The organism is Mycobacterium sp. 852014-52144_SCH5372336 (genome assembly GCF_001665615.1).
GTDB classification, from domain to species: domain Bacteria; phylum Actinomycetota; class Actinomycetes; order Mycobacteriales; family Mycobacteriaceae; genus Mycobacterium; species Mycobacterium neumannii_A.
The window spans coordinates 213,148-238,485 of the sequence record NZ_LZSW01000059.1; the positions used below are offsets into that span (position 1 = coordinate 213,148).

Annotated in this window: 23 protein-coding genes and 1 tRNA gene; 8 read left to right on the forward strand and 16 right to left on the reverse strand. The window is 67.8% G+C overall.

Annotated elements, in window-relative coordinates:
* Window positions 1–83: 83 nt before the first annotated feature.
* Genes A5759_RS20805 through A5759_RS20815 form a run of 3 tightly spaced genes read right to left on the reverse strand, consistent with a single transcriptional unit; the run spans window position 84 to window position 5,559 of the window.
* Window positions 84–2,426, reverse strand: a complete 2,343-nt coding sequence (locus tag A5759_RS20805) for a glycerol-3-phosphate 1-O-acyltransferase (RefSeq protein WP_068200909.1) — start codon at window positions 2,424–2,426, stop codon at window positions 84–86.
* Window positions 2,423–4,078, reverse strand: coding sequence for an HAD-IB family hydrolase/lysophospholipid acyltransferase family protein (locus A5759_RS20810; RefSeq protein WP_068200911.1), 1,656 nt, complete (start codon window positions 4,076–4,078; stop codon window positions 2,423–2,425). Before A5759_RS20810 ends, A5759_RS20805 begins: the two co-directional genes overlap by 4 nt.
* On the reverse strand, window positions 4,075–5,559 hold the full coding sequence (locus A5759_RS20815; RefSeq protein ID WP_068200913.1) for a wax ester/triacylglycerol synthase family O-acyltransferase: 1,485 nt from the start codon (window positions 5,557–5,559) through the stop codon (window positions 4,075–4,077). Before A5759_RS20815 ends, A5759_RS20810 begins: the two co-directional genes overlap by 4 nt.
* Window positions 5,560–5,678: 119 nt before the next feature.
* On the opposite strand from A5759_RS20815, the gene A5759_RS20820 reads away from it, so the two are divergent.
* The 5 genes from A5759_RS20820 to A5759_RS20840 all read left to right on the forward strand — a co-directional run bounded on the left by A5759_RS20820 (window position 5,679) and on the right by A5759_RS20840 (window position 9,237).
* Window positions 5,679–5,751, forward strand: a tRNA-Arg gene (locus A5759_RS20820).
* 37 nt (window positions 5,752–5,788) lie between these two features.
* Window positions 5,789–6,541 carry an acyl-[acyl-carrier-protein] thioesterase gene (locus A5759_RS20825; RefSeq protein WP_066840708.1) on the forward strand — a complete coding sequence of 251 codons (753 nt, stop codon included), beginning with the start codon at window positions 5,789–5,791 and terminating at the stop codon, window positions 6,539–6,541.
* A 65-nt stretch (window positions 6,542–6,606) separates the two neighbouring features.
* Complete coding sequence (locus tag A5759_RS20830; RefSeq protein WP_068200915.1) at window positions 6,607–7,992, forward strand: PE-PPE domain-containing protein; 1,386 nt, start codon at window positions 6,607–6,609, stop codon at window positions 7,990–7,992.
* A gap of 115 nt (window positions 7,993–8,107) precedes the next feature.
* Window positions 8,108–8,455 carry a hypothetical protein gene (locus tag A5759_RS20835; protein ID WP_068201247.1) on the forward strand — a complete coding sequence of 116 codons (348 nt, stop codon included), beginning with the start codon at window positions 8,108–8,110 and terminating at the stop codon, window positions 8,453–8,455.
* Between the two features lie 29 nt (window positions 8,456–8,484).
* Window positions 8,485–9,237: an enoyl-CoA hydratase gene (locus A5759_RS20840; RefSeq protein ID WP_068200917.1), complete on the forward strand. Its 753-nt coding sequence runs from the start codon at window positions 8,485–8,487 to the stop codon at window positions 9,235–9,237.
* A gap of 1 nt (window position 9,238) precedes the next feature.
* Here A5759_RS20840 and A5759_RS20845 read toward each other — a convergent pair whose 3' ends face one another.
* The 9 genes from A5759_RS20845 to A5759_RS20885 all read right to left on the reverse strand — a co-directional run bounded on the left by A5759_RS20845 (window position 9,239) and on the right by A5759_RS20885 (window position 19,121).
* Window positions 9,239–9,619 carry a YchJ family protein gene (locus tag A5759_RS20845; protein WP_068201249.1) on the reverse strand — a complete coding sequence of 127 codons (381 nt, stop codon included), beginning with the start codon at window positions 9,617–9,619 and terminating at the stop codon, window positions 9,239–9,241.
* 17 nt (window positions 9,620–9,636) lie between these two features.
* Window positions 9,637–10,809 (reverse strand): dihydrolipoamide acetyltransferase family protein, encoded by a 1,173-nt coding sequence (locus tag A5759_RS20850; RefSeq protein ID WP_068200919.1) that lies wholly within the window; start codon window positions 10,807–10,809, stop codon window positions 9,637–9,639.
* Window positions 10,806–11,837 carry an alpha-ketoacid dehydrogenase subunit beta gene (locus tag A5759_RS20855; protein ID WP_369816253.1) on the reverse strand — a complete coding sequence of 344 codons (1,032 nt, stop codon included), beginning with the start codon at window positions 11,835–11,837 and terminating at the stop codon, window positions 10,806–10,808. Before A5759_RS20855 ends, A5759_RS20850 begins: the two co-directional genes overlap by 4 nt.
* Before the next feature lie 28 nt (window positions 11,838–11,865).
* Window positions 11,866–12,975, reverse strand: a complete 1,110-nt coding sequence (gene pdhA / locus A5759_RS20860; RefSeq protein WP_068200924.1) for a pyruvate dehydrogenase (acetyl-transferring) E1 component subunit alpha — start codon at window positions 12,973–12,975, stop codon at window positions 11,866–11,868.
* Between the two features lie 100 nt (window positions 12,976–13,075).
* On the reverse strand, window positions 13,076–13,891 hold the full coding sequence (locus tag A5759_RS20865; protein WP_068200928.1) for a CoA ester lyase: 816 nt from the start codon (window positions 13,889–13,891) through the stop codon (window positions 13,076–13,078).
* Window positions 13,891–14,415 (reverse strand): MaoC family dehydratase, encoded by a 525-nt coding sequence (locus A5759_RS20870; protein ID WP_369816246.1) that lies wholly within the window; start codon window positions 14,413–14,415, stop codon window positions 13,891–13,893. Before A5759_RS20870 ends, A5759_RS20865 begins: the two co-directional genes overlap by 1 nt.
* On the reverse strand, window positions 14,412–15,575 hold the full coding sequence (locus tag A5759_RS20875) for an acyl-CoA dehydrogenase family protein (protein WP_068200930.1): 1,164 nt from the start codon (window positions 15,573–15,575) through the stop codon (window positions 14,412–14,414). Before A5759_RS20875 ends, A5759_RS20870 begins: the two co-directional genes overlap by 4 nt.
* Window positions 15,572–17,566 (reverse strand): acetyl/propionyl/methylcrotonyl-CoA carboxylase subunit alpha, encoded by a 1,995-nt coding sequence (locus A5759_RS20880; protein WP_068200932.1) that lies wholly within the window; start codon window positions 17,564–17,566, stop codon window positions 15,572–15,574. Before A5759_RS20880 ends, A5759_RS20875 begins: the two co-directional genes overlap by 4 nt.
* 4 nt (window positions 17,567–17,570) lie before the next feature.
* Entirely contained in the window at window positions 17,571–19,121 is a 1,551-nt protein-coding gene (locus tag A5759_RS20885; RefSeq protein ID WP_066840727.1) for a carboxyl transferase domain-containing protein, read from the reverse strand.
* Window positions 19,122–19,212: 91 nt separating this feature from the next.
* Here A5759_RS20885 and A5759_RS20890 point away from each other — a divergent pair, with 91 nt between their 5' ends.
* Window positions 19,213–19,845, forward strand: a complete 633-nt coding sequence (locus A5759_RS20890; protein WP_066840729.1) for a TetR/AcrR family transcriptional regulator — start codon at window positions 19,213–19,215, stop codon at window positions 19,843–19,845.
* A gap of 27 nt (window positions 19,846–19,872) precedes the next feature.
* Here the strand turns inward: A5759_RS20890 and A5759_RS26165 are convergent, their stop codons facing one another.
* From A5759_RS26165 to A5759_RS20900, 3 genes are all read right to left on the reverse strand, one after another.
* Window positions 19,873–20,028 (reverse strand): DUF6131 family protein, encoded by a 156-nt coding sequence (locus A5759_RS26165; RefSeq protein WP_094286318.1) that lies wholly within the window; start codon window positions 20,026–20,028, stop codon window positions 19,873–19,875.
* Window positions 20,029–20,061: 33 nt separating this feature from the next.
* On the reverse strand, window positions 20,062–20,271 hold the full coding sequence (locus A5759_RS20895) for a hypothetical protein (protein ID WP_064396951.1): 210 nt from the start codon (window positions 20,269–20,271) through the stop codon (window positions 20,062–20,064).
* A 91-nt stretch (window positions 20,272–20,362) separates the two neighbouring features.
* On the reverse strand, window positions 20,363–22,204 hold the full coding sequence (locus tag A5759_RS20900) for a S9 family peptidase (RefSeq protein ID WP_068200933.1): 1,842 nt from the start codon (window positions 22,202–22,204) through the stop codon (window positions 20,363–20,365).
* 125 nt (window positions 22,205–22,329) lie between these two features.
* On the opposite strand from A5759_RS20900, the gene A5759_RS20905 reads away from it, so the two are divergent.
* The gene (locus A5759_RS20905) at window positions 22,330–23,124 is read left to right on the forward strand and encodes an MmpS family transport accessory protein (RefSeq protein WP_068200935.1); all 795 of its coding nucleotides are present in this window, start codon (window positions 22,330–22,332) and stop codon (window positions 23,122–23,124) included.
* On the opposite strand, the gene A5759_RS20910 is transcribed toward A5759_RS20905, so the two are convergent.
* Window positions 23,121–24,431 carry an MFS transporter gene (locus A5759_RS20910; RefSeq protein WP_068200937.1) on the reverse strand — a complete coding sequence of 437 codons (1,311 nt, stop codon included), beginning with the start codon at window positions 24,429–24,431 and terminating at the stop codon, window positions 23,121–23,123. The genes A5759_RS20905 and A5759_RS20910 overlap by 4 nt on opposite strands.
* A gap of 26 nt (window positions 24,432–24,457) precedes the next feature.
* Here A5759_RS20910 and cmrA point away from each other — a divergent pair, with 26 nt between their 5' ends.
* Window positions 24,458–25,264 carry a mycolate reductase gene (cmrA, locus tag A5759_RS20915; RefSeq protein ID WP_068200938.1) on the forward strand — a complete coding sequence of 269 codons (807 nt, stop codon included), beginning with the start codon at window positions 24,458–24,460 and terminating at the stop codon, window positions 25,262–25,264.
* Window positions 25,265–25,338: the final 74 nt, after the last annotated feature.

Sequence of the window (25,338 nt, forward strand, 5' to 3'; positions counted from 1 at the left end):
TCAGCCTCTAGGGGAATCGCCGAGCGTACGGTTGCCCACGCCGCTGCTCGCGAAACACGTACACAATCGTGCGCTCGGCGGACTCAGGAGGCTTGGCGCGCCTCACGGCGCGCGATTTCACGCGCGATGAACTGCTCGCGGGCGATCTGCTCGACCTTGTCCATATCGCGCAGGATGGCCCGCAGTTCGTCCCGGAACGCGGTGCGGCGCTCGTGCAGGTCGGCGGCGGGTTCGAGCAGGTCCTGGTCGGCGGCGACCTGGCGGGCGGTCGCGAATAGCAACGCCGACACCGCTTCGTTGCTGCGCACCCGGCTCTGCGCGACGTACTGGTTGCCCAGTCCGAGCGCCTTCTTCGTCAGGTCCTTCTCGCCGATCTCGGCAGGGGCGTCGAGCAGCGCATCGGCGACGATCTGGTACGCCTCGAAGAAGGGTCGCAGCATCGCGCCCGCCAACAGCGGCGACTTGGTCCGCAGTAATTCCTCGACCCGCTGTCTGCCGCCGGTCACCTGCTCCTCCCAGCCGCTCTGCCAGGACAGCTCCTCGGCGACGTGCTCACGGAACGCCGCCGAATCGGCGAAGTAGAAGTCGAACTTGAGCAGATCGCGCAGCCGCATCACCTGCGACCAGAACGCCTCCAGCCGGTCGGAGCCCGCGCGGCCGGCGTGCACCAGCGCCAACTCGACCAGCGAGGTCTCGAGGAACGCGTCGATGAGGGTGTTGCGGTAGAACGCCGCTTCGTGTTCGTCCTCGGGAGCGATCCGCCAGACGGGCTCGCGGCCGCCCTCGACGCAGGTGACGGGGTGCCGGTTGGACAGCGCGTCGAGCGCGGCCCGCACCCCTTCTGGGGTGCGCAACCGCAACGCGCTGTTGGTCATGGGGGTCTGCTTGCGCTCGAGGTAGTCCAGCGACGGCTGCAGAGTGTGATGAATCTGGTTCAGCGTCAACGCGATTCCGCGCGTGGTAAGCAACAGCGCCGACACCAGTGCCGAGGCGTTGACCGGTGTGGCCCGCAGGATCCGCCACGACACTTCGAACGCCATCTTCTGCAGGGCAAGGCGTTTGGCGCTCTCATCGGTGGTCATCGGCCCGTGCGGCGCATCGAGGTACTCGCGCATGGAGACGGCCTCGGGAAAGCGGACGTAGATCTTGCCGTAGTTGCGCTCGCCCTGGGCCTTGATGAAGTTGTACATCCACGACAGGCTTTCGGGCGTCTTCTCGCCGCCGCGGGCGTAGGCGGCGTATTCGGACGTCTCGTGCAGCTGGTCGAAACTGATCGACACGGGCTGCAGCAGGATGTCCTCGCTGCGGCCGTCGAGATAGGCGTCGGCCACGTAGGCGAGCAGGCCCAGCTTGGGCGGCAACATCTTTCCGGTGCGCGACCGGGTGCCCTCGATCGACCAGCTGAGGTTGAATCGCTTCTCGACGATGTAGCCGACGAACTGCCGCAGCACGTACTTGTAGAGCGGGTCGTCGAGCTTGCGACGCAGGAAGATGACACCCGAATGGCGCATCAACGGCCCCATGAAGCCGAACGAGAGGTTGATGCCCGCGAAGGTGTGCACCGGCGGTAACCGGTTCTCCTGCATCGCCACCGGAACGATCACGCCGTCGAGGTAGGACCGGTGCGAGAACAACAGCACGGCCGGATGGTTCTCCAGGTTGCGCCGCATCAACTCGACTTCGTCGCGGTCGTAGTCGATGTTGGGATCGAAGCCGCGGCTGAAGATCGCGCGCCCCAACGACGGAATCAGATCGACGGAGAACCGGCTCCACCCTGTGGAGAGCTCGTCGAGCATCTCCCCCGCGGTCTCCAGGTCCGCACCCGGAATCTTGGACAGGCCCTCGCGGAAACGCGCCGACGCCAACAACTCCGGCTTGATGAGCCGTGGTGATTTGTATTCCGGCCCCAGCAGCCGCAGTTCGACCCGCTCGATCGCCAGGATCGCGCGGCGGATCACGAAACGCGCGAATTCCCGGGGGTTTTCGGCGACGGTGGTGTCGGCCCATTGCTGACGCAGTTCGGAGACCTTCGCCGGTTCACCGGCGACGACGCGGGCTCGCGTCCGGTCGCGGCGCAGGATGCGGCGCTGCAGAATCTCGGGCGGACGGTAGGTGTCGCGGCCCGAGAGCAGCGCCACCACCTTGGATCGGGTGGGCAGGCCGCCGGGCACCCAGAACACGCGCACAGGCACCACGGAGCGGTCTTCTCCCGCTTCGAGTTCGGACACGAGCGAAGCCAGCACACCGGCAGGCGGGTCCTCGTACGGCAACAGCAGGACGTCGATCTTGGCCTCGGGGTTCTCGCGCCGTTGCCGCTCGAGCCAGTCGTCGAGCAGATCACGTTCGGCCGCAGAGGAAGCCGACGCCAGCACCAGCGCGTCACCGGTGGGCGTGAAGGGCGTGTACTGGTCGGCGGACGGCTTCACGGACGCCCCCTTCCCGCGGATTTCGGTGCCGACTTCTTGGCGGCCGGCGCATTACGCACCGACTTCGTCGCGGACTTGGCCTCGGACTTGGTCGCCTTCTTGGCCGCCTTCTTCGCCGCCGACTTCTTGGCGGGGGTGCTCTTCGGCCGCACGTTGCGGTCGTAGAGCTCGGGAAGAGACGACTCGTCGTGCGGCCAGTTCGCCAACGTGTCGAGGTAGAGCTGGCGCACCTCGGCGATGCGCTCCCCGAGATTGTCGTGCGTCCAGTCGTCGACCGGGATCGGCGGATAGACCACGACGTCGACCGTGCCCGGGTTGAAGGTGCTCGAATCACGCGCCGCGATCACTTCGGCGTTGCGAATGACGATGGGCACCACCGGAATACCGGCCGACATCGCGATCCGGAACGGCCCCTTCTTGAATGGCCCCACCTCGGTTGTGTCCAGCCGGGTGCCCTCCGGCGCGATCAGGATCGACAGCCCCTTGCGCGCGAGTTCCTCGACCTTCTTGAGCCCCTCGACCGCCTTCTGCGGGTCCTCGCGGTCGATGAACGCGGCGTCCATGATCTTGCCGAGGGTGCCGACGATCGGATCCTTCTCCAATTCCTTCTTGCCCACCGACGTGAAGTTGGTGTCCACCAAGTGGCCTGCGATCAACGGGTCGGCCTGGTTGCGGTGATTGAACAGGAACACCGCGGGACGCTTCTTGGTCAGGTTCTCCTTGCCCAAAACGTTGATGTTGATGCCAAGGGTGCTCATCAGCGCCCGGCCGAAGGCCGCGGTGAAGAAGTTGACCCCGTTGCGCTTGCTCCGCGTCAACAGCCCCAGGCCGAGCGCTCCGGCCGCGATGGGTCCCATGGTGGCGATACCCGCGGCCGTGCGCAGTTGCGAGACCGGGCTCGCGCCACTGCGACTGCTGAAGCGCAGCACCGGCCAGCCCCGCTTCGCGGCGACCGCGGCGAGTTTGCCTCCCGGATTCGTCGGGCGGGGGTTGCCCACCAGATACATCAGCGCGACGTCCTCGTCGCCGTCGGCGTAGAAGTAGCTCATCGACAGGTCGACGCCGTGCTCGGCGGCGAACTTCTGCACCGCCCTGGCCTTGCCCGGCCCCCAGATGATCGGGCGCGTCACCTCGCCGGTGAGCAATCCGTGTTCGTCGATCTCGAACTTGTTGCTCAACACATTCGAGATGCCGAGGAAGCGGGCGACGGGCTCGACCTGCACCGTCAGCGCCGAGGAGCTGAGGACGACGGTGTGGCCGCGGGCCATGTGCGCGCGCACCAACTCGCGCATCTCGGGATAGATCCGGCCGACGATCTTCTGGACGAACAACCGCTCGGCGAGTTCGTCGACGTCCTCGAGCGAATTGCCGCGCAGCATGCGCGCACCCTTGCCGATCAGGTCCTCGAACTCCGACCGCCCCAGTTGGTGGTTGAGGCCGGCCTGAACCATGCCGATGAACTCGCCCATCGACATCTGGCGACGACGAAACCGGTCCTGCGTCATCACGACGCCCGTGAAGCCGGCGACCAGGGTGCCGTCGAGATCGAAGAACGCACCGACTTCGGGTCCCTGCGGGCTGGCCTGAATCTCGGCGACCGAACCCGGCAGACGCATGGTGCGCCGCGAGGTCTGACCATTTGGCGAAGTCATTGCGCTGCACTCCCATTCGACGACGAGACAGTGGAAGGGGCCGGGTCGACGGTGAACGAGGCGGGTTCGGCTCGACCGTCGCCGCCCAGGGCGAGGACCTCGTCGAAACCCGACAGCAGGCAGCGCGCCCACAACTCCTGGTCGGTGATCGCCGCGCGGTCATAGCGGGTGGTGATCGTGCAGTACCCCGAGCGCGAGATCAACACCACCATCATCGCCACGCCCGGCAGCGGACCAAGTCCGTACTGGCGCAGGACTTTTGCGCCCGCGATGTAGGTGTCCCCCGCGTACACCGGGACATTGCTGGCCTGCACGTCGGAGTTCACGATCGAGCCGGCCATCGTCTCGAGGGCGGTGTCAGGTAGCAGGCCGACCAACGGAGCGATGGCGCTGACCATGTCGATCGCGCGTTCCTCGCGCTTGGTGGTCATCTGCGAGCGGATGTTGCGGATGCGGATCTCGGGGTCTGTCAGGCCGATCGGCGCGGCGAGGTTGAGACCCGCGAACCGGTTTCCGCCCGCCGGGTCCGCATCCGAGCGGAGATTGACCGGAACCGCCATCGGCAGCGTGTCGAGCGGTACGCCCTTGGCTTCGTGGTAGAGCCGCAGCGCGCCACACAAGCCCGCCAAATACGCGTCGTTGATCGAACCGCCGGCCGCCTTGGCGGCCCGGTGCAGGATGCCGAACTCGATGTCGATGGCTTCGCTGCGCGACGACAGGCTGCGTCGCCGCAGCACCGGCGACGGATCGGCGACCGGACCGATCACGCGCGCACCCGACATGGCGTATCCGACAGCGCCGCCGAGCCGGGAGATCGGGTCGCGGATCACCTCCCCTGCGACGTGCGCGGCGCCGAACAACGCTCCGCGCACGCGACCCGCGATGGTGCCGGGCAGCCGGACGAGCCCTTGGCGCATCAGGTCGTTGGGCGACAAATCCTGCGGGATGGGAAGGGGCGGCAGCGGCTGCGGCGACGGGTCGCGCTCGAGGTCATAGAGATTGGCGAACATCTCGACTCCGCCGACCCCGTCGGTGACCGCATGGCTGAGGTGAACGACCATCGCGGCGCGGTCGTCGGCGAGCCCCTCGACCAGCGTTGCCGTCCACAGCGGCCGGGAGATGTCGAGCGGCGACTGCGCGGCCACCTCGGCGAGGTCGAGCACCTGACGGAACGTGCCGGGGTGCGGGGCGCGCACCCGACGGAGGTGGAAGTCGAGGTTGAAGTCGGGGTCCACCACCCACCTCGGCGCCACGGTCGGCAGCGTCGGCATCACGACCTTCTGCCGCAGCCGCAGGACCTTGCGCGAGGCGGCGTCGAACTTGGCGCGGAACGCCTCCCAGTCCGGCGCGCAGTCCAGGAGCTCGATGGTCATGATCCCCGAACGGGTACGCGGATTGGCCTCGCCGCGGTGCAGGATCTGGTCGAGCGGGCTGAGCTCCTCAGGAAGTCCCGCCGCATCGAGTTCCGGCACGTCGCTCATGGGCCGTCGCGTCCTCCTGCTCGTGATCGTGTGGCCACCACGCTAGTCGGCGGTGCGAGGCGGCGAGGCGGCTTTAATCCGTGAGCCTGCAGGCCCTGGCGATAGACTCTCGTGGCGTTGCCCCCGTAGCTCAGCGGATAGAGCAGCCGCCTTCTAAGCGGCTGGTCGCAGGTTCGATCCCTGCCGGGGGCGCTCATCGCCGGATTTCGGTCCGGACATACTTGACCCGATGCCGACCAACGACCTCGAGCACCGGCTGAGCCCGCTGCCGGATACGGGATACGTCTATCGCACAGCGTGGCGGGTGGCCACGGGCGACATCGACGGCGACCTGCACCTGCGCCTCGACGGCGTTGCGCGCTACATCCAGGAGGTCGGGGCGGAGAACCTCGTCGACGCAGGCGAGGCCGACGACCACCCCCATTGGCTCGTCCAACGCACGGTCATCGATGTGATCGAGCCGATCGAGTTCCCCAACGAGATCTCGTTCAGCCGCTGGTGCTCTGCGCTGTCCACCCGGTGGTGCACGATGCGCGTCGACCTGGTCGGCAGCGACGGCGGCCGCATCGAGACCGAGGGCTTCTGGATCGCCATCAACAGCAAGACCCTTACGCCCCAGCGCGCCTCGGACACCCTGATCGCCCGGTTCGCCACCACCACCGACGAGCTCCGGCTGAAGTGGCGGCCCTGGCTGACCAACCTTGACGACGCCGACGAGGTGGTGCCGTTCCCGCTGCGTCGCACCGACATCGACATCTTCGAGCACGTCACCAACACCGCTTACTGGCATGCCATCCACGAGGTGATGGCGCACGTCCCCGACGTCTGCCGCGCCCCGTACCGAGCGGTGGTCGAATACCGCAGGCCGATTCGCTACGGCGAGGACGTCACCATTCGCTGGGCGCGGCGCGGCGACAGCGTGCAGATCGCGTTGACCGTCGACGACGACGTCCGCGCCGCCGCTCTGATCGCCAAGCTGTAACCCTTCGCGTACTATCTGCCCCCAGGGCGCAAGTGTTTGCTGCGCACGGGGCGGGAGGGCGCAGGATGGTCGGCTCAAGCAAAAGATGGACGCGGCTCGCGACAGGCGCGGCGGCCGTCGGCGTCGCGACCAGCGTCGTCGGCCTCGCCGCCACCCAACCGGCGTCGATATCGGCCTCCCTCGTGGATCTGACCGCGCTCATCGTCGTCGGCAGCTCGACGAATCCGACGGGTGCGGGTGTGGCGGACTTCTTCCACGGGAAGTTCAACACCCCGACCTACACGAACTACCACGGCGGCGACGACATCGTTTACGTCGACTTCCGCACCGGTCCCGCCGGCATCGAACAGGCCCTGTACGACCACCGTGGCGAACAGAACGCGGTGCTCGCGTCCGGCTGGGGCGCGGCGAATGCCAGTTTGCTGCTTCTGCGAAAGCGGTCGGATCTCGGCGACACCGTCTTCATCCTGGACAACGACGTCGCGCGCCCCGATGGCGGCTTTGGCACCAGGTACCCGTGGTTCGCGCTGATCGGGGTCAACCCGATCCCCACCCCGAGCGACGTCCCCGCCGCCCAGGTCGTCAACACCGGCTACGAGTACGACTACAACTCCAACGCCCCCGCCGACGTGCTGAACCCGGTGGCCGCGGTCAACTCCCTGGTCGCCTACCTCTACACCCGGCTGAACCAGTCCGAACGCGTGCTGCCGGTCAACGAGGCGGGCAAACCGACCGTCGCCTGCACTGCCAACACCTGCGCGATCATGGCGAGCGGCGCGGTGAAGGACTGTCCCGACGCCCGGTGCAGTTTCCCTGGAGACCGCGTCACGGCTTACGTCACCACCAGGGACAACACCACCTACGTCACGTACACGGCCGACGAACTGCCCCTGACCCGGCTGACCCGTGACGTCTTCGGAGACCAGATCGCCGACCTCACCGGACCGCTCCTGAAGCTGGCCGTCGACTCGGCGTATTACGACGGCAACCCGATCCCCAGGGACCCCAGCGCCTACCGCCCGGCCCGGCTGGCTCCTCCGCCTGACGAGTTGTTGGCCACGGCGGCCAAGGTCCCCGGCGCGATCGTGCAGGGCCTGTCGGCGGTGACGTCACCGCGGCCCCCGGTGCAGCAGGAGACGTCGGTCCAGTCCGAGCCGACCGTCACCGAACAACGGACCGAGCCCGTGAAGACACAGCAGACGGCTCCGGACCCCGTACTCAAGCGTGGGCCGCTGCGCAACATCGTGCGCGACAGCGTGAAGGCCGAACCGGGCAAGGTCGGCGAGGACGGCGACACCGACCCGAAAGACGATCAGCGGCAAGTTGATTCCGTCGTGACGGTGAACGGTCCACAGCTCGAGACGCAGACGCCGACCAAGGCGGATCCCGTGGGGGCCGACACCGACGACGCGGCCGAGTCCGCGGACCCGGGGGCAGACGCAGCGGCCTGACGAGTTTTCCGGATCGCAGCCTGCACCGATACCTCCTTCGCCGACGCAACGGATCGATAGACTCGGCGACGTGAACTCGAGGCGCGGGATCGCCGCCGCCGTGTCGGCAGGCGCGATGGCCGGCGTAATGCCCATTGCGCTCGCCCTGCCCGTGCATGCCGCGCCGCCGCCCAGTTACGGCAGCAACGGCGTCTTCAACGTCACCACGAACCCGAGACCGGGCTGGACCACGGCCTCCATCGAACCCGGCCGCTACCGGGTCGACCAGGCGCCCAGTATGTTTCCCTACCAGAGCGCACCCGGCTCTTGGTATCGGTGCCACAACTTCCCCTGCAGCCCCAGCTACCCCGGAAACCTGATCGCCTCGGGCGGCGCGATCCGCGACGTACCGACGTTCGTCGACATCCTGCCCAGCGATGTCGCGGTGGCGCTGCACAACGTCACGCTCACCGTCGCCAACTGACGGCGCACGCGGGTCACTAGGCTGAGCCGGTGACTGATCCGGTACTGATCCACATCGAGGACCGCGTCGCCGTCCTCACCGTCAACGACCCGGAGCGCCGCAACGCGGTCACGTTCGAGATGTCCGCTGCGCTGCGCGAAGCCGTGGACGCGGCCGAGGCCAACTCGGATGTGCACGCGGTCATCGTCACCGGCGCGGGCAAGGCGTTCTGCGCGGGCGCGGACCTCAGCGCGCTCGGTTCGGCGACCGAGGACGGGCTGCGCAAGATCTACGACGGCTTCCTCGCCGTCGCCAACTGCGCGCTGCCCACCATCGCAGCGGTGAACGGCGCCGCCGTCGGCGCCGGGCTGAACCTGGCCCTTGCGGCCGACGTGCGGATCGCCGGGCCGGCCGCCCTGTTCGACCCGCGCTTTCAGAAGTTGGGAATCCATCCCGGCGGCGGCGCGACCTGGATGCTGCAGCGAGCGGTCGGTCCGCAGGCCGCCCGCGCGTCGCTGCTGTTCGGCATGCGGTTCGACGCCGAAGCCGCGGTCCGCTACGGCCTGGCGCTCGAGGTCGCCGACGACGCCGTGACCGCCGCGAAGGAGCTGGCCAACGGACCGGCCGGGGCGCCGCGGGAGGTGGTGCTCGCGACCAAGGCGTCGATGCGGGCGACGGCCAACCCCGGCGTCGTCGACGTCGAGCAGCACCGCATCGCGGTCGACACCGAACTCGGCCCGCAGGCCACCTCGATCCTGTCCCCCGAGTTCCAGCAGCGGCTGGCGGCCGCACAACGCAAGTGAGTCACACGCGGTCGACGTAGAACCAGCGGCCCGCGCGGCGCTCGAACCGGCTGCGTTCACGCATCGACCCTGGCCGGCCCGAGTGGATGTAGCGGGCCGTGAACTCGACCTGGCCGTGCTGGTCGGCTTCGCTGCCCGCGACCACATCGCTGATTTCGAGCCCGGTCCACGCCATCTCGCGGTCGAGCGTGACGTCGGGTGGCCGCGTCCGCGGGTGCCACGTCGTAAAGAGGTAGTCCGCAACACCTTTGGCGAACGCGCTGTAGCGCGAACGCATCAGCTCCTCGGCCGTCGCCGCGACGCGCGCACCGTCGTGCAGCGCTTCGCAGCATGCGGAATACGCGTTCCCGCTGCCGCACGGACACTCATCGTCTTGCGCCATGGCAGAGATCATGCCCGCTACAGATCGAGTAGCGCTGTCTCCGGTGCTTCGATCAGATCGCGCAGTTCGCACAGGAACGCCGCCACCTGCGCACCGTCGGCGATGCGATGGTCGAACGCGCAGGTGAGGTTCATCGTCGGGCGCGCGACGACGGCGTCGTCGACCACGACGGCACGCGGTTTGAGCGAGCCGACGCCGAGGATGGCGGCTTCGGGGTAGTTGATGACGGGCACTCCGTCGTCGAGGCCGAGCGCGCCGAAGTTCGACACCGTGAACGTCGAGCCCTGCAGCTCGGTCGGTTTCAGCGTGCCCGCGCGTGCGTTGCGGATGAGCCGGGCCACCTCGGCCGCGAGTTGGCGGGTGGTCTTGAGGTGCGCATCGCTGACGACGGGCACCAACAGGCCGCGCGGCGCGGCGATACCGAACCCGAGGTGTACGGCCGAATGCAGGTGGATCTGAGCACCGTCGGTGGTGTCGACCCACGTGGCGTTCAGGTTGGGGTGGTGTCGCAGTGCGATGGTCAGCAGTCGCAGCGTGAGCACAAACGGCGTGATCGGCGCGTCCTCGTCGGCACGGTCGCGCAGCCCATCGCGCAGCCGCAGCAGGTTGGTCCCGTCCACCTGCACCGCGGTGTGCGCATCGGGAATCTGCCTGCGCGACATGGTCATCCGCCGAGCCATCTCGGCCTGCACACCGCTCACCGTCACCATGTCGGGGCTGGGCGCGGACCGGCCCGCCGCGGCGAGCACGTCTTCGCGGGTGATGACACCGTCGGGGCCGGAGCCCGTCAGCGCGGCCAGATCCACGTTCAGCTCCGCGGCCAGCTTGCGCACCGGCGGCTTGGCGCGGACGCGGTGCGGCGGCGCCGTCGCTCGCCTGCTGTGGTCCATCGCCGCGTCGGCGCCGTAGCCGACGAGTACGGGTTTGCGCTTCTCTGCGGGCGGTTCGGCCTCGGTCGCGATGCGCACCAGCATCGCGCCGACCGCCAGCGTCTCGCCTTCGCCGCCGCCGAGTTCGACCACGCGGCCCGCGTACGGGCTGGGGATCTCGACCTCGGCCTTGTTGGTCTCGACGGTGCACAGCGTCTGGTTGAGTTCGACCTCGTCGCCGACCGCGACGCTCCACGCGGTGATCGTCGCGTCCTCGAGTCCCTCGCCGAGGTCGGGCACCAAGAAGTCCATCACGGTCATGGCTGCTCCAACGTTCGTTCGACGCAGTCGAGCAGACGGTCCACCCCTGGCAGCCACAACTTCTCGAGACGCGCAGGCGGATAGGGGGTGTCGAACCCGGTCGCCCGCAGCACCGGGGCCTCCAGGTCGTAGAACAGCTCCTCTGCGATGCGTGCCGCCAGTTCGGCGCCGAAGCCCAGCGTGCGGGGTCCCTCGTGCATCACGACGACCCGGCCGGTGCGCCGCACCGACTCCGAAACCGCCTCGAAGTCCAGTGGATTGAGCGTACGCAGGTCGATCACCTCGAGGCTCCAGCCGTGGTGCTCGGCGGCGATGTCCGCCGCGCTCAGCGCCGTGGCTACCAGCGGACCGTAGGTGAGCACGGTGACGTCGGCGCCGGGGCGTCGAATCGCCGCCCGACCCAGAGGAAGACCGGGGGTCGAGGTATCGACGGGTTCGCGTGCCCAGTACCGGCGTTTGGGCTCGAGGTAGATGACCGGGTCGCGGCTGGTGATCGACTGCCGCAGCAGCCAATACGCATCCGATGGTGTCGAGGGCACGACGACCTTCAGGCCCGCGGTGTGTAGCCAGTGGGTCTCGGTCGACTCGGAATGGTGTTCGACCGCGCCGATTCCACCGAACGAGGGGATGCGGATCGTGACCGGCATGTCGATGTCGCCGCGTGTGCGCGTCCGGTATTTCGCCAAGTGGCTGACGATCTGGTCGAAGGCCGGGGCGGCGAACCCGTCGAACTGGATCTCGGGCACGGGGATCAGGCCGCGAAGGGCCATGCCGATCGCGATCCCGACGATCGCCGATTCGGCCAGCGGCGTGTCGAAACACCGCTGGGCGCCGAAGGTTTCGGCCAGGCCCTCGGTGACCCGGAAGACACCGCCGAGGGTCGCGACGTCCTCGCCGAAAACCAGCACCCGGTCGTCGGAGGCCATCTCGTCGTGCAGTGCGCGGTTGATGGCCTGCGCCATGGTCAGCGTCGGTACGGCCGGCATCGCGGTCATCAGCGGCTCGGGAGGTTCGTCCTCGCCGAACATCGACGGACGCTCGATGATCTGCGTCATGTCACGCCTCCTTCGCGAGTTCGGCGGCGAGTTGCTCGCGTTGGGCGGCGAGGTCCGGCGTGATGTCGTGGTACACCGCGTCGAACACCGCGGTGACGTCGAAGTCCTCGGCCCCGACGACCGCGTCGCGGAGTTCGGCGCGCAGTCGTTTCGATCTGGCCCTGACCCGCTCCTCGAGCCGTTCGGTCCACACCCCGGTCGACTGCAGATACGTTCGGAAGCGCGCGATCGGGTCGCGGGCCGCCCACTGCTGCACCTCTTCGGGGCTGCGGTACCGGTTCGGGTCGTCGGAGGTCGTGTGCGGGCCCATCCGATAGGTGACGGCCTCGATGAGCGTCGGACCGCCACCTTCGCGGGCCCGCTGCGCGGCCTCGGCGGTGACGGCGTAGCACGCGAGCACGTCGTTGCCGTCGACGCGGACCCCCGACATTCCGTAGCCGATTGCGCGATGGGCAATGGACGGCCCCGCCATCTGCTGGTGAACCGGCACCGAGATCGCCCACTGGTTGTTCTGGACGAAGAACACGCACGGCGCCCGGTACACCGCGGCGAAGTTCAGCGCCTCGTGGACGTCACCCGTGCTGGTGGCCCCGTCGCCGACGAACGCCAGCGTCACCGAGTCCTCGCCCAAGCGTTCGGCCGCCATCGCCGCGCCGACCGCGTGCAGACCGTGGGTGCCGATCGGGATCGCGATCGGGGCGACGCACTTGTCGGTGAAGCCCAGTCCGCCGTGCCATTTGCCTCGCCACACGGCGGCGATCTGCGCCGGGGCGATGCCGCGCACCAGAAACGCACCGATCTCGCGGTACTGCGGGAACAGCCAGTCGGTCTTGCGCAGACACGCCGCGGCGCCGATCTGCGCGGCCTCCTGGCCGCGACAGGACGCGAACAGCGCCAGCTCACCTTGACGCTGCAGGTTGACGAATTCGACGTCGAGGTCGCGCGTGACGACCATCGACTCGTAGAGCCAGGCGAGGGTCTCGGGCGGAAGGTCTCTGCGGTATCGGGTGGCCCTGTCCGAGGTGGTCGACGTCCCGTCCGGGGCGACCAGTTGTATGGGCTCCATCTCGACGTCGAGCGACTCGAGGTGTGCCGAAGCCAACCCTGCCATACCGCCTCCTAGGGTCACTGGCGGCGGATCGCGCCGTCAGGCGACTGAGGTGCTCAGCACAGAGGCGGGGAGAACAGGTCCTCCGGTGGGAGGCTGTCGGCTAGTCGCCGGGGTGGGGCGCTAGCGCGACGATGCGCTCTGCTCGCCGCAGTACTGGGGCATCCACCATTATGCCCTCGAACTGGAAAACGCCCCGGGCATCACGGGCAGCCGCCAGCACGTGTCGCGCCCACTGCACCCGCTCGGCCGTCGGTGTGTAGCCCTCGCGGATCACCGCGACCTGGGACGGATGGATCGCGACCTTCACGTCGAAGCCCACCGCGACCGCATCGTCGACCTCACCGCGCAGACCGTCGAGGTCTCGGATATCGAGGTACACCGAATCCAGCGCGAGCCGACCGTAGGCCTTGGCCGACAGCAGCGTCTGCGATCGCACGTGGCGCGCCACCTCGCGGTAGCTGCCGTCGGGATACCGGTTCGCGGTGCCGCCGGTGACCGCGAACAGGTCCTCGGCCCCCCACATCAGCGCGACCGTGTTGTCTATGCGCGCCAGCTCCGTGACGGCCAGCGCTCCGAGCGGTGTCTCGATCAGCACCACGACGTTGCGCGGTGCCAGATCGCGCACCTGCTGCGGGTCCTCGGTCTTGGCGAGCATGACGGTGGTGTACTCGGTCTTCGCGAGCGCCTCGAGGTCGAGCGGATGGTCGGCCGTGCCGGCGGGGTTGACACGCACCACGGTCCGGTCCGGGTCCAGGCGCGTCTCGATCAGTGCCGCGCGCGCGGCTTCGCGATCCTTGGCGGCGACGCCGTCCTCGAGGTCGAGGATCACGACATCGGCTGCAGCTGCGGCCTTCTCGAACCGCTCCGGGCGGTCGGCCGGACAGAACAGCCAGGCGGGTCCCGTCGCGAGCGCCACTACGCGTCACCCTCCGGTCGCTTGCGCACCATGGTCTTTCGCGACGCGGTGGCCACGATGTCGCCGTGCTGGTTGCGGCCGACGTGCGAGAACGTCACGATGCCTTCACCGGGGCGGCTCTTGGACTCGCGCTTCTCGAGCACCTCGGACTCCGCGTACAGCGTGTCGCCGTGGAAAAGCGGCTTCGGGAAGGCGATTTCGCCGAAGCCCAAGTTTCCGACGATGGTGCCCTGCGTCAGCTGGGTGACCGACAGACCCACCAGCGTGGACAGCGTGAACATCGAGTTGACGAGCCGCTGGTTGAACGGCGGCAGGGCATCCGAGAACGCGGCGTCCAGGTGCAGTGCCTGAGTGTTCATCGTCAACGTGGTGAACAAGACGTTGTCGGCCTCGGTGATGGTGCGTCCCGGCCGGTGCTGGTACAGCACGCCGGTCTCGAACTCCTCGTACCACAGCCCGCGCTGGACGATAATTTTCCCGCCGCCCCGCCCGCTGATCCTCTTCTCACCCTGTTCTCCGCTCACAGGCCCAGCTCCCGCCCGATCAGCATCAACTGCACTTCCGTTGTGCCTTCACCGATTTCGAGAATTTTGCTGTCGCGGTAGTGCCGGGCGACGGAGTATTCGTTCATGAAGCCGTAACCGCCGAAGATCTGGGTGGCGTCGCGGGCGTTGTCCATCGCGGCCTCACTGGCCACCATCTTGGCGATGGACGCCGCCTTCTTGAACGGCTTGCCGGCCAGCATCAGCGCGGCGGCGTCGTAGTAGGCCGTGCGGGCGACGTGTGCCCGCGCCTCCATGCGCGCGATCTTGAAGGCGATCGCCTGATAGCTGCCGATCGCGGCGCCGAAGGCCTCGCGTTCCTTGGCGTACTTGACCGATTCGTCGACACACCCCTGGGCGGCACCGACCGACAGCGCGGCGATCGCGATGCGGCCCTCGTCGAGGATGCGAAGGAAGTTGGCATAGCCCCGGCCGCGCTCACCGAGAAGGTTCTCCTCCGGCACGCGCACGTCGTCGAAGCTCAACGGGTGGGTGTCGCTGGCGTTCCAACCCACCTTGCTGTACGCCGGTTCGGCGGTGAACCCGTCGATGGGCACCGGAACCAGAATCGACGAGATCTCCTTCCTGCCATCGGGTTTCTCGCCCGTGACGGCGGTGACGGTGACCAGCTTCGTGATGTCGGTGCCCGAGTTGGTGATGAACTGCTTGGAACCGTTGATGACCCAGTGGCCGTCGTCGAGACGGGCGGTGGTCTTGGTGGCGCCGGCATCGCTGCCGCCGCCGGCCTCGGTGAGGCCGAACGCACCGAGCGCCTTACCGCTCGCCAACAGCGGCAGCCACTCCTGCCTCTGCTTCTCGCTGCCGAACCGGTACACCGGCATCGCGCCCAGCGATACCCCCGCCTCGAGCGTGATCGCCACACTCTGGTCGACCTTGCCGAGTTCCTCCAGCGCCAGGCACAGCGCGAAGTAGTCGCCGCCCATGCCGCCGTACTCCTCGGGGAACGGCAGGCCGAACAGTCCCATGTCGGCCATGCCCGCGACGACCTCGTACGGGAACGAATGTTCCTCGTCGTGTTTGGCGGAGACGGGCGCCACCACGCTCTGGGCAAAGTCGCGGACCGTCTTGGCCAGCTGTTCGTAATGATCGGGAAGTGTCCCGGTGGCTAGAAAATCAGTCATGCTTCTTCCTTCTCGACGATGGGGTCCGCGATGACCTTCGCCAGCGGTTGCCCCACCTTGACCTGATCGCCTTCGGCGACAAGGAGTTCCACCACACCGTCGACGGGCGCGCTCAGCGCGTGTTCCATCTTCATGGCCTCGACCGTCACCACCACGGTGCCCGTCGTCACCCGATCGCCGTCGGCCACCCCCACGGCCACTACGGAACCCGGCATCGGGCTGGTCAGCTCGGCGTCGCCGCTGTGCGCGTCGTCGGGTCGCACCGGCGCTTCGCGCACCTCGTCGACAGCAAGCGTGCGGCCCCCACCCGCCAGCCAGATCCGGTGGTCGTCGGCGACCACTACGTAGTCCGTGACGATCCCGTCGAAGGTGACCGCCAGCCGGTCGCCTGCCAGTGACACCGCCAGCGACCGCGATGGGCCATCCTCGATCGCCGCACCACCCGCCGACGGTGTGCCGGTGAGGTGGACGTGGTCGACACGCTCACCGGACTGCAGCCGATACGTCGTCGGCGCATGGCGGCCCATCCGCCAGCCCGAGGGGACCGCCCACAGGTCACCGGCGGGTTGCGGCCACGAGCGCAGCCACCGATACGCCGCGGCGGCGACCAGGTCGGCGTCCTCGGCACTCGCCGGGTGAAAGTCCGGGCTGCGACGATCCAGCAGGCCGGTGTCGAGGCGGCCCGCCGCGACGTCGGGATCGGCGAGCAGAAACCGCAGGAACTCGACGTTGGTGGTGACCCCTAGAACCGCGGTGTGCGCCAGCGCCCGGTCCAGGGCCCGCAGGGCCGCCGGCCGGTCGTCGGCATGCGCGATGACCTTCGACAGCATCGGGTCGTAGTCGCTGCCGATCACCGAACCCGGGGCCAGCCCCGAGTCGACCCGGATGCCGGGGCCTTCTGGCTCGGCGAGGCCCAGCACGGTGCCGCCGGTGGGCAGGAACCCGTGTCCGGGATCTTCGGCGTAAACCCGCGCCTCGATCGCGTGGCCGGTCATCGAGATGTCGTCCTGCGCGATCGCCAGCTTCTCCCCTGCGGCGATCCGCACCTGTTGCTCGACGAGGTCGATCCCGGTGACCATCTCGGTGACCGGATGCTCGACCTGCAGTCGGGTGTTCATCTCCATGAAGAAGAACTCGTCGGGCCGGTCGGCGGACACGATGAACTCGACGGTGCCCGCACCGGTGTAGTCGACGCTGCGCGCGGTGTCGCACGCCGCCGCACCGATTCGCGCCCGCGTCGCCGCGTCCAGCAGTGGCGACGGCGCCTCCTCGATGACCTTCTGATGCCGGCGCTGCAGGGAGCATTCGCGTTCACCGAGATGGACGACGTTGCCGTAGCCGTCGGCGAGGACCTGCACCTCGATGTGGCGCGGGTTCAGCACGAACCGCTCGAGAAACAGTGTGTCGTCGCCGAACGCGGCGGCCGCCTCCCGGCGCGCGCTGGCCAGGGCGCCCGCCAACTCGGCCGGCTCGTGCACGACGCGCATACCCTTGCCGCCACCCCCGGCCGAGGGTTTCACCAGCACGGGGAAACCGACCTCGGCGGCGCCGGCGACGAGGTCATCGTCGGACAGGCCGGGACGCGAAACTCCGGGTACCACCGGAACCCCGAACGCCGACACCGCCGCCTTGGCCGCGATCTTGTCGCCCATGGTCTGGATGGCGCCGACCGGCGGGCCGATGAACACTATTCCCGCGTCCTGGAGTGCAGCGGCGAATTGCGCGTTCTCCGAGAGGAATCCGTAACCCGGATGCACGGCCTGGGCGCCGGTGCGCTGCGCCGCCGAGACCACGGCGTCGATGTCGAGGTAGCTCTGTCTGGCCGGCGGCGGTCCGATGCGGACTGCGACGTCGGCTTCCGCGACATGGCGGGCACCCGCATCGGCGTCGCTGAACACCGCGACCGATCGGATGCCCATGGCGCGCAGGGTGCGGATGACCCGGACGGCGATCTCGCCTCGGTTGGCGACAAGGACGGTATCGAAGTTCATGTCCTCACATCCGGAACACGCCGTAGGAGATGGACTCGAGCGGTGCCTGACCGACCGCCGAGAGTGCCAGTCCGAGAACCGTTCTGGTGTCGGCGGGGTCGATCACCCCGTCATCCCACAGCCGGGCCGTCGAATAGTACGGATTGCCCTGGTGCTCGTACTGCGCGCGTATCGGCGCCTTGAAGTTCTCCTCCTCCTCGGCGGTCATCTCGCCGCGCACGGTCGCCAGCACCGATGCGGCCTGCTCGCCGCCCATCACCGAGATGCGGGCGTTGGGCCACATCCACAGGAACCGCGGCGAATACGCGCGCCCGCACATCGAGTAGTTGCCCGCCCCGTACGAGCCGCCGATGACCACGGTCAGCTTCGGCACCCGCGCGCAGGCCACCGCGGTGACCATCTTCGCGCCGTGTTTGGCGATACCGCCTGCCTCGTAGTCGCGGCCGACCATGAACCCGGAGATGTTCTGCAGGAACACCAGAGGGGTGTTGCGCTTATCGCACAGCTCGATGAAATGGGCTCCCTTGAGCGCTGATTCGCCGAACAGCACGCCGTTGTTGGCGATGATGCCGACCGGATGTCCGTGGATTCGGGCGAATCCGGTGACCAGGGTGCTGCCGTATTCGGCCTTGAACTCGGCGAATTCACCACCGTCGACGATGCGGGTGACGACCTCGTGTACGTCGTAGGGAACGCGCGAGTCCACCGGCACCACGTCGTAGAGTTCGTGTTGATCGGCCACCGGGTCCACGGTCGGCCGAACATCCCAGGGCAGCGGCTCACGGGGGCCGAGCGTGGCGACGATGCGCCGCACGATGCGCAGGGCGTCGCGGTCGTCGTGCGCCAAATGGTCTGTCACGCCGGAGGTTTTCGAATGCAGGTCGCCCCCGCCCAGTTCCTCGGCGGTGACCACCTCGCCCGTCGCCGCCTTCACCAACGGTGGGCCGCCGAGGAAGATCGTGCCCTGGTTGCGCACGATCACGGCTTCGTCGCTCATCGCGGGCACGTATGCGCCACCGGCGGTGCAGGATCCGAGCACCGCGGCGATCTGTGCAATCCCCTGGGCGCTCAGGTTGGCTTGGTTGTAGAAGATGCGGCCGAAATGATCGCGATCGGGGAACACCTCGTCCTGTCGCGGCAGGAACGCGCCGCCGGAGTCGACGAGATAGATGCACGGCAGCCGGTTCTGGCCCGCGACTTCCTGGGCCCGCAGGTGCTTCTTGACCGTGATCGGATAGTAGGTGCCGCCCTTGACGGTCGCGTCGTTGGCGACGATCACACATTCGCGCCCCGACACGCGACCGATCCCGGTGATCATGCCCGCACCGGGACACTCGTCGTCGTACATGCCGTCGGCGGCAAGCGGCGACAGTTCGAGGAACGGGCTGCCCGGGTCCAGCAGGCCGTCGACGCGGTCGCGCGGCAACAGCTTGCCGCGGCTGACGTGACGCTCGCGGGCGCGCTCTGAACCCCCGAGGGCCGCCGCGGCGAGCTTGGAACGCAATTCGTCGACCAGCGCGAGGTGCTCCTCGCGATGTGAAGGCCGCGATGCCATCGGAAAACCCGTTCGTTGAGTTAATGACGAATAACTGGTGGTATGTTAGTCACGATTAACTCCAGATGTCTACAGGCGGGCGGGAGGCGCGGTGTCTTCAACTCCGATCCCCGAGGTGCCCGCGGCCACCAGACGCAGCAAGGCGAAGTCGGATCGGCGATCCCAGTTGATCGCCGCCGCCGAACGCCTAGTTGCGGAACGCGGCTACCTGGCGGTGCGACTGGAGGATATCGGCGCCGCGGCCGGTGTCAGCGGTCCAGCGATCTATCGGCACTTCCCGAATAAGGAAGCGTTGCTGGTCGAGTTGCTGGTCGGGATCAGCACCCGCCTGCTGGCCGGCGCCACCGAGGTCGTCGCGCGCGCCGACGATCCCGCGTCGGCGCTGGAGGGCCTGATCGACTTCCATCTGGACTTCGCCCTCGGGGAGTCCGACCTGATCCGCATCCAGGATCGCGATCTCGCGAATCTGCCCCCCACAGCCAAACGTCAGGTGCGTCGCGCGCAACGGCAGTACGTTGAGATCTGGGTCGATGTGCTTCGGCGGTTGGACGAGTCGCTGGCGGAGGCCGATGCCCGGTTGATGGCCCACGCGACGTTCGGGCTGTTGAACTCCACGCCGCACGCCCTCAAGCCGAGCGCCACAAAAACGGCCGAGGCCAGACCGCGATCCGTCTTGAAAGCGATGACGGTCGCGGCGCTGACCTCGGCCGCGCGGGACGCTTAAGCGCCTAGCCCGTTAGTGCCGGGCCCGTTAGTACCAGGCGCGTCTGCCTCCGACGGGACGGCCCATGGACCCCAGAATCCAGAACACCGCTCCGATGACCATGAGGATGATGCCGATGGTCCAGAGGATGTTGATTCCGAAGATCAGTCCGAGGATGAGGAGAATCGCTCCGAGGATGATCATTAGCATTCCTTTCGAATTGGCAAGTGCCAGTTGTCACTGGCTGGGTTCTGGCAGGTTGCAGGCTTCAACCGTGGGGTTGACGCCCGCGTAGTTCAGCGGACCGGCCACCACTGTCAAAGCGATGCTTCCCGCTGTCGCGCAATTGGTTTCACTGGTTTCGAAATAGCCGCGCTGGTAGGCGGCGAAGGCACCGATCAGCAACCAGACGAGCACCAAAACGCCGAGAATTCCGCCACCTCGCATGCTGCGCCTCCTTTGTCGCGCCGGATCGACGCGTGCGAAGCGTTTACCCGGCAGACAATTTCGGTAAACGTGGCTACGGAGAACGATTCGGTTACGGATTCGGATTCGGGCTGAATGCGGCAATCAGCCACTCGCGCATGGCTTTGACCAGTACGGCGCGATTCTCACGCCGGTCGATCTCGTGTCCGTCGTCGTCGAACATCAGCAGTTCCACTTTTCGGTTAAGTGCCTGCAGCGCTTCGAACATTTGCTGAGATTCGGTGGGGGGCACATTGGTGTCGTTGGCGCCGTGCACCAACAGCAACGGCGCGGTCATGGCATCGACACGTTGTAACGGCGATAGCTGATCGAGCAGTTCGCGGTCGCCGATCGGGTGGCCGTACTTCGAATATGCCGCGGCGGCGATCCATGGTTCGGTGTTGCGGTACCAGGTGTTGAGATCGCTCATTCCGCAGATGCTGATTCCGGCGGCGAACCGGTCGGGGTGGAAGGTGAGCGCCGCCTGGGTCAGGTAGCCACCGTAGGACCATCCGCAACATGCGATCCGGTCGGCCGGAGCGACCTCACGCTCGACCAGGTAGTCGACCGCGTCGGCGACGTCGTCGATCGCGGCGAACCGTCGCTCCTTGTCGTCGGCGTGCATAAAGGTTCTGCCGAACCCGCCCGAGCCACGGACGTTGGGCAGGAACACACTGATGCCCTCTTCGAGCAACGCGGGGAAGAACTCGTTGTAGCCGGGCCTCCCCTGCCCCTCCGGCCCGCCATGCAGAAACAGCATCGCGCCGATCACCGGGACTCCGTCGCGCGGCCGAAAGAGCCACCCGGTGAATTCCATGCCGTCGCGTGCGGTGACCCGTTCCAGGGTCGGGTCCGGTGACACCGGTCCGGAGCTGGGCTCGCGGTCGACGATCTCCCACTCCCGCGTACGCGGGTCGACCAGTTCGACGGTCGGCGGGGTGGACGGGCCTTCGACGGTCATGGCCAGCATCGAGCCACCGGCACTGATGCTCAACTGGGTGGCCACCATCCCCGGCAACGGGATCGGCGGCTGCAGTGTGTGGTCGGTACGTTCCATGATCTGTAACTCGCTGGCACCGTGGATGTTCCAGAGAACGGCCACGGTCGACAGATCGTCACTCACGGTGAACTCGTCGAGTTCATAGCCGGGACGTTCGGCGATGACCTGGTAGGCCACGCCGTCGGCGGTGACCGTCACCTCGAGAAGTCGCGCATGTTCGGTGCCGTTCTCGCTGCGGATCAGGGCCCGCACATAGCCTTCGGTGCTGTCGGCGTCGTAGGTACTCGCCGGCTGGTAGAGCTTGGTGAGCTCGCCCTCCAGGCCGGCGCGCAATCGGCGTGCGTAGTGGTCGTCGAGGATGATGCCGGTGTCGGTGGTCGACCCTGGATCGTATGGCAGCAGCGCGGTTTCGGTGCGTCCGCGCAGCATGATCAGATCCCGGTAACCGCGCGGTCCGACGCGCACGAGTGCGGCGCCCGCCCAGGCGTCGACCAGACGGCCGCTCGAGCGGCGGTCCAGCACGGTGGTGCGGCCGGTGGCCGGGTCGATCAGGCAGGAGCTACCGACGCCGTCCTCGCCGGTGAGGATCGCCGCCACCAGGGTGCCGTCCCAGGCGATCAGTTCGGCGGTGCCCTCGGGCGCTCCTGGCGTCCACGAGTCGATGCGGCGGGCGTCGCGGTCGTCGGGATCGGTTGTCACGACCCAGATCTGGGTGCGGGTGCTGCCCTCGGGTGCGACCTCACATGCGAGCCAGTGGCCGTCGGCCGAATGCAGTACGCGCGTCACCGGACCTTCGACCGGCAGCTCGACGTCTCGCGACGAGCTCGCCCGCCAGCCGCGCAGGAAACGCTGCACTGCGCGCGGAAAGCCACCGTCATCGACCAGATGTGCGAACGCGGTGGCGTCCGGCGACATGGATGCGCCATAGACTCTGCGAACCTGCTCTCCCACCGGACCAATTGTGCCTACCCAGGCAAGTCCAGTGACGACCTGCGCCTGTTGGGCGGTCGCACAGGTACCCTCGCACGCATGAGGTGGGTATGACCGGTACACCACAGCCCGGCCGCGACGAGCAGTCGGGTTACGGCCGCGGGGAGCAACCGCAGGGCTACGGCTATTCCGGATACAGCGATCCGGCATACGCCAGCCAGGCGTACGGCCCCACCTATCAGGCACCGCCCGATCCCGCTCCGACTCAGCATCTGCCGACGTACGGCGCGTATGGGTACGAGACCTACGGTTCGAACCAGTACGGGGCGCCCTACCCGTCGGGCGATCCGCCCCCGCCGCCCGAGGACCCGAAGTCACCCCGCTGGTTGTGGGTCGCCGCGGGTATCGCGGTGCTGACCGTGCTCGGCCTGGTGATCGCGTTGGTCGTCGTCAACAGTTCGCAACAGCAGACGGTCGTCGCGCCGCCCCCGATGCAAGAGCCCGACTTCAACACGCCGAATCCGACACCGGCGCCGCGCCCGACCGTTCCGCGCACGACGCGGCCCACGGTGCCCACGGTCCCCACGGTGCCCAGCACGCCCGGCGCACCCGGTGCCCCTGGTACGACGACTCCTGGCGTCACCCAGACCGTCGTTTACGTCGTCAGCGGTTCCGGGCGCGCGATCAACATCACCTACGTCGACACCGGCGGTCTGCTGCAGACCGAGTTCAACGTGATGCTGCCCTGGAGCAAGGAAGTGGAGTTGTCCGAGTCGGCGGCGGCGACGGCGAGCATCAGCATCATCAACGTCGGCCGCGAGGTGAACTGTTCGATCTCCGTCGACGGTTCGGTGGTGCAGAAGCGCACGGGGGCCGGCCTGACCATCTGCACGGCCAGCGGTTAGGCGGGCGCACGCCGCGGAACCCGCACGGCGAGCATCGCGATCAGGCCGGCGGCGAGGACCACGACCAGCCCACCCATCCCCGCTCGGTCGGTGCCGAAGACGGCGATGAAGACCGAGAACAGCATGGGCGCAAGGTAGGAAACAGCGCGGCCGGTGGTGGTGTAGAGCCCGAACGCGACGCCCTCCTTACCCTCGGCGGACATGCGCAGCATCAGCGTCCGCGCCGCGGACAGCGTCGGCCCGATGAACAAGCAGAGCAGCAGTCCGCAGATCCAGAACGCCAGGACCCCGTTGAGCGACATCAAGATGAGGCCGACCGCGATCATCCCGCTCAGCGCGACGACGATGACGGGTTTGGCCCCGAACCGGTCGTCGAGAAATCCGCCGCCGACCGCGCCGAGGGCGGCGACGGTGCTGGCGCACACCCCGAACAGCAGCACATCGGCCTCGGACACGCCGTAGACCCGCACGCCCAGTACCGCCCCGAACGCGAATATCCCGGTCAGCCCATCGCGGAACACCGCGCTGGCCAGCAGGTAGTACACCACGTTGTGGTCACGCCGCCATTCGCTGCGGATGTCGGCCCACAACTTGCGGTACCCGCCGATGAACCCGACGGCCTGCCGTTGATCCAGCGGGTCGGGTTCGGCGCTGGGTCCGGCGATCAGCACCGGCAGAGCGAACAGCCCGAACCAGACGGCCGTGAAAACCATGGCGGCCCTGACGTTTCCGCCGTCCTCGACTGGCAGACCGAACAAACCGCCGTCGCCGGTGATGAACCCGAAGTACACGACCAACAGCAGGGTGACACTGCCGAAATAGCCCAGGCCGAGCCCGAATCCGGAGATCTGGCCGGAGGTCTGCGGAGTCGACAGTTGGCGCAGCATCGCGTTGTAGGGCACAGTGGCGAGCTCGTTGCACGCCGACGCGCAACCCAGGAGCACCAGACCCAGCGCCAGGTAGCGGTAGTCGTCGCGAACTGAGCTCATCGAGGCGATCAGGACGACCGCCAGCGCGCTGAGCACGGCTAGCACGCGGCGCCGTCGCCACGGGGCGTCGACCCACACTCCCGTCACCGGAGCCAGCAGCGCGACGACCACGCCGGCCGCGCCCAGCGACCAGCCCAGCCAGCTGGTGGCGCTGGTGCCGCCGGGCAGGTCGTCACCGACGGCATTGGTCAGGTAGATCGAGAACACGAAGGTCACGACCACCGCGTTCAATCCGGTCGCGCCGAAATCCCACAGCGCCCAGGAGATGATCTGGCGGCGAGCCGCCCGAGGGGCGCCGGAATCGGGTGGGTGGCTCATGGTCCGCCCACGATATAGTCCGGCGCATGCCAGTACCCGCACCCAGCGCCGACGCCCGCGCCGTGGTCACCGGCGCGTCCCAGAACATCGGCGAATCGCTGGCCACCGAACTCGCGGCCCGCGGACATCACCTGATCATCACTGCGCGCCGCGAGGAGGTGCTGCGGGCGCTTGCCGGCCGCCTGGTGCAGCAGTACGGCGTGACGGTGGAGGTGCGACCCGTCGATCTGGCCGACCCCACGGAGCGCACGAAGCTGTGCGACGAGTTGGCGACTCGCAACATCTCGATTCTGTGCGCAAACGCGGGCACCGCGACGTTCGGCCCGGTGTCGTCGCTGGATCCGGCGGACGAGAAGGCGCAAGTCCAACTCAACGTGTTGGGCGTGCACGACCTCGTGCTCGCCGTCCTGCCGGGAATGGTGCAGCGCAAGGCCGGCGGGATCCTCATCTCCGGCTCCGCGGCGGGCAATTCACCGATTCCCAACAACGCGACCTATGCCGCGAGCAAGGCGTTCGTCAACACGTTCAGCGAGTCGCTGCGCGGCGAGCTCAAGAAGGACGGGGTGCACGTGACGTTGTTGGCGCCGGGGCCCGTGCGCGAGGCGCTGCCGGACCCCGACGAGCAGTCGCTGGTGGAGAAGGTGATTCCGGACTTTCTGTGGATCTCCACGCAGTACACCGCCAAGCAGTCGTTGGATGCGTTGGAGCGCAACAAGATGCGCGTCGTCCCCGGCGTGACGTCGAAGGCGATGTCGGTTGCGGCGGGGTACACGCCGCGCGCGATCGTGACGCCGATCGTCGGCGCCGTCTACAAGAAGCTCGGCGGCAGCTGAGCGTTCTCCTGCCGCCGCGAACCTGCATTCCGGCAGGGCCCTTCTCGCACTTTCGCTGCGGGAATGCAGTTTCG

What these genes read in the sequence shown, in the direction of transcription:
- A5759_RS20880 (WP_068200932.1), bottom strand. Translation starts at nt 17,566, where the DNA reads ATGAACTTCGATACCGTCCTTGTCGCCAACCGAGGCGAGATCGCCGTC.
- A5759_RS20895 (WP_064396951.1), bottom strand. Translation starts at nt 20,271, where the DNA reads ATGCGAGGTGGCGGAATTCTCGGCGTTTTGGTGCTCGTCTGGTTGCTG.
- A5759_RS26165 (WP_094286318.1), bottom strand. Translation starts at nt 20,028, where the DNA reads ATGATCATCCTCGGAGCGATTCTCCTCATCCTCGGACTGATCTTCGGA.
- cmrA (WP_068200938.1), top strand. Translation starts at nt 24,458, where the DNA reads ATGCCAGTACCCGCACCCAGCGCCGACGCCCGCGCCGTGGTCACCGGC.
- A5759_RS20815 (WP_068200913.1), bottom strand. Translation starts at nt 5,559, where the DNA reads ATGAGCGACGTGCCGGAACTCGATGCGGCGGGACTTCCTGAGGAGCTC.
- A5759_RS20885 (WP_066840727.1), bottom strand. Translation starts at nt 19,121, where the DNA reads ATGGCATCGCGGCCTTCACATCGCGAGGAGCACCTCGCGCTGGTCGAC.
- A5759_RS20845 (WP_068201249.1), bottom strand. Translation starts at nt 9,619, where the DNA reads ATGGCGCAAGACGATGAGTGTCCGTGCGGCAGCGGGAACGCGTATTCC.
- A5759_RS20905 (WP_068200935.1), top strand. Translation starts at nt 22,330, where the DNA reads ATGACCGGTACACCACAGCCCGGCCGCGACGAGCAGTCGGGTTACGGC.
- A5759_RS20830 (WP_068200915.1), top strand. Translation starts at nt 6,607, where the DNA reads ATGGTCGGCTCAAGCAAAAGATGGACGCGGCTCGCGACAGGCGCGGCG.
- A5759_RS20875 (WP_068200930.1), bottom strand. Translation starts at nt 15,575, where the DNA reads ATGACTGATTTTCTAGCCACCGGGACACTTCCCGATCATTACGAACAG.
- A5759_RS20835 (WP_068201247.1), top strand. Translation starts at nt 8,108, where the DNA reads ATGGCCGGCGTAATGCCCATTGCGCTCGCCCTGCCCGTGCATGCCGCG.
- A5759_RS20910 (WP_068200937.1), bottom strand. Translation starts at nt 24,431, where the DNA reads ATGAGCCACCCACCCGATTCCGGCGCCCCTCGGGCGGCTCGCCGCCAG.
- A5759_RS20810 (WP_068200911.1), bottom strand. Translation starts at nt 4,078, where the DNA reads ATGACTTCGCCAAATGGTCAGACCTCGCGGCGCACCATGCGTCTGCCG.
- A5759_RS20900 (WP_068200933.1), bottom strand. Translation starts at nt 22,204, where the DNA reads ATGTCGCCGGACGCCACCGCGTTCGCACATCTGGTCGATGACGGTGGC.
- A5759_RS20850 (WP_068200919.1), bottom strand. Translation starts at nt 10,809, where the DNA reads ATGACCGTGATGGACTTCTTGGTGCCCGACCTCGGCGAGGGACTCGAG.
- A5759_RS20855 (WP_369816253.1), bottom strand. Translation starts at nt 11,837, where the DNA reads ATGTTCGGCGAGGACGAACCTCCCGAGCCGCTGATGACCGCGATGCCG.
- A5759_RS20825 (WP_066840708.1), top strand. Translation starts at nt 5,789, where the DNA reads ATGCCGACCAACGACCTCGAGCACCGGCTGAGCCCGCTGCCGGATACG.
- pdhA (WP_068200924.1), bottom strand. Translation starts at nt 12,975, where the DNA reads ATGGCAGGGTTGGCTTCGGCACACCTCGAGTCGCTCGACGTCGAGATG.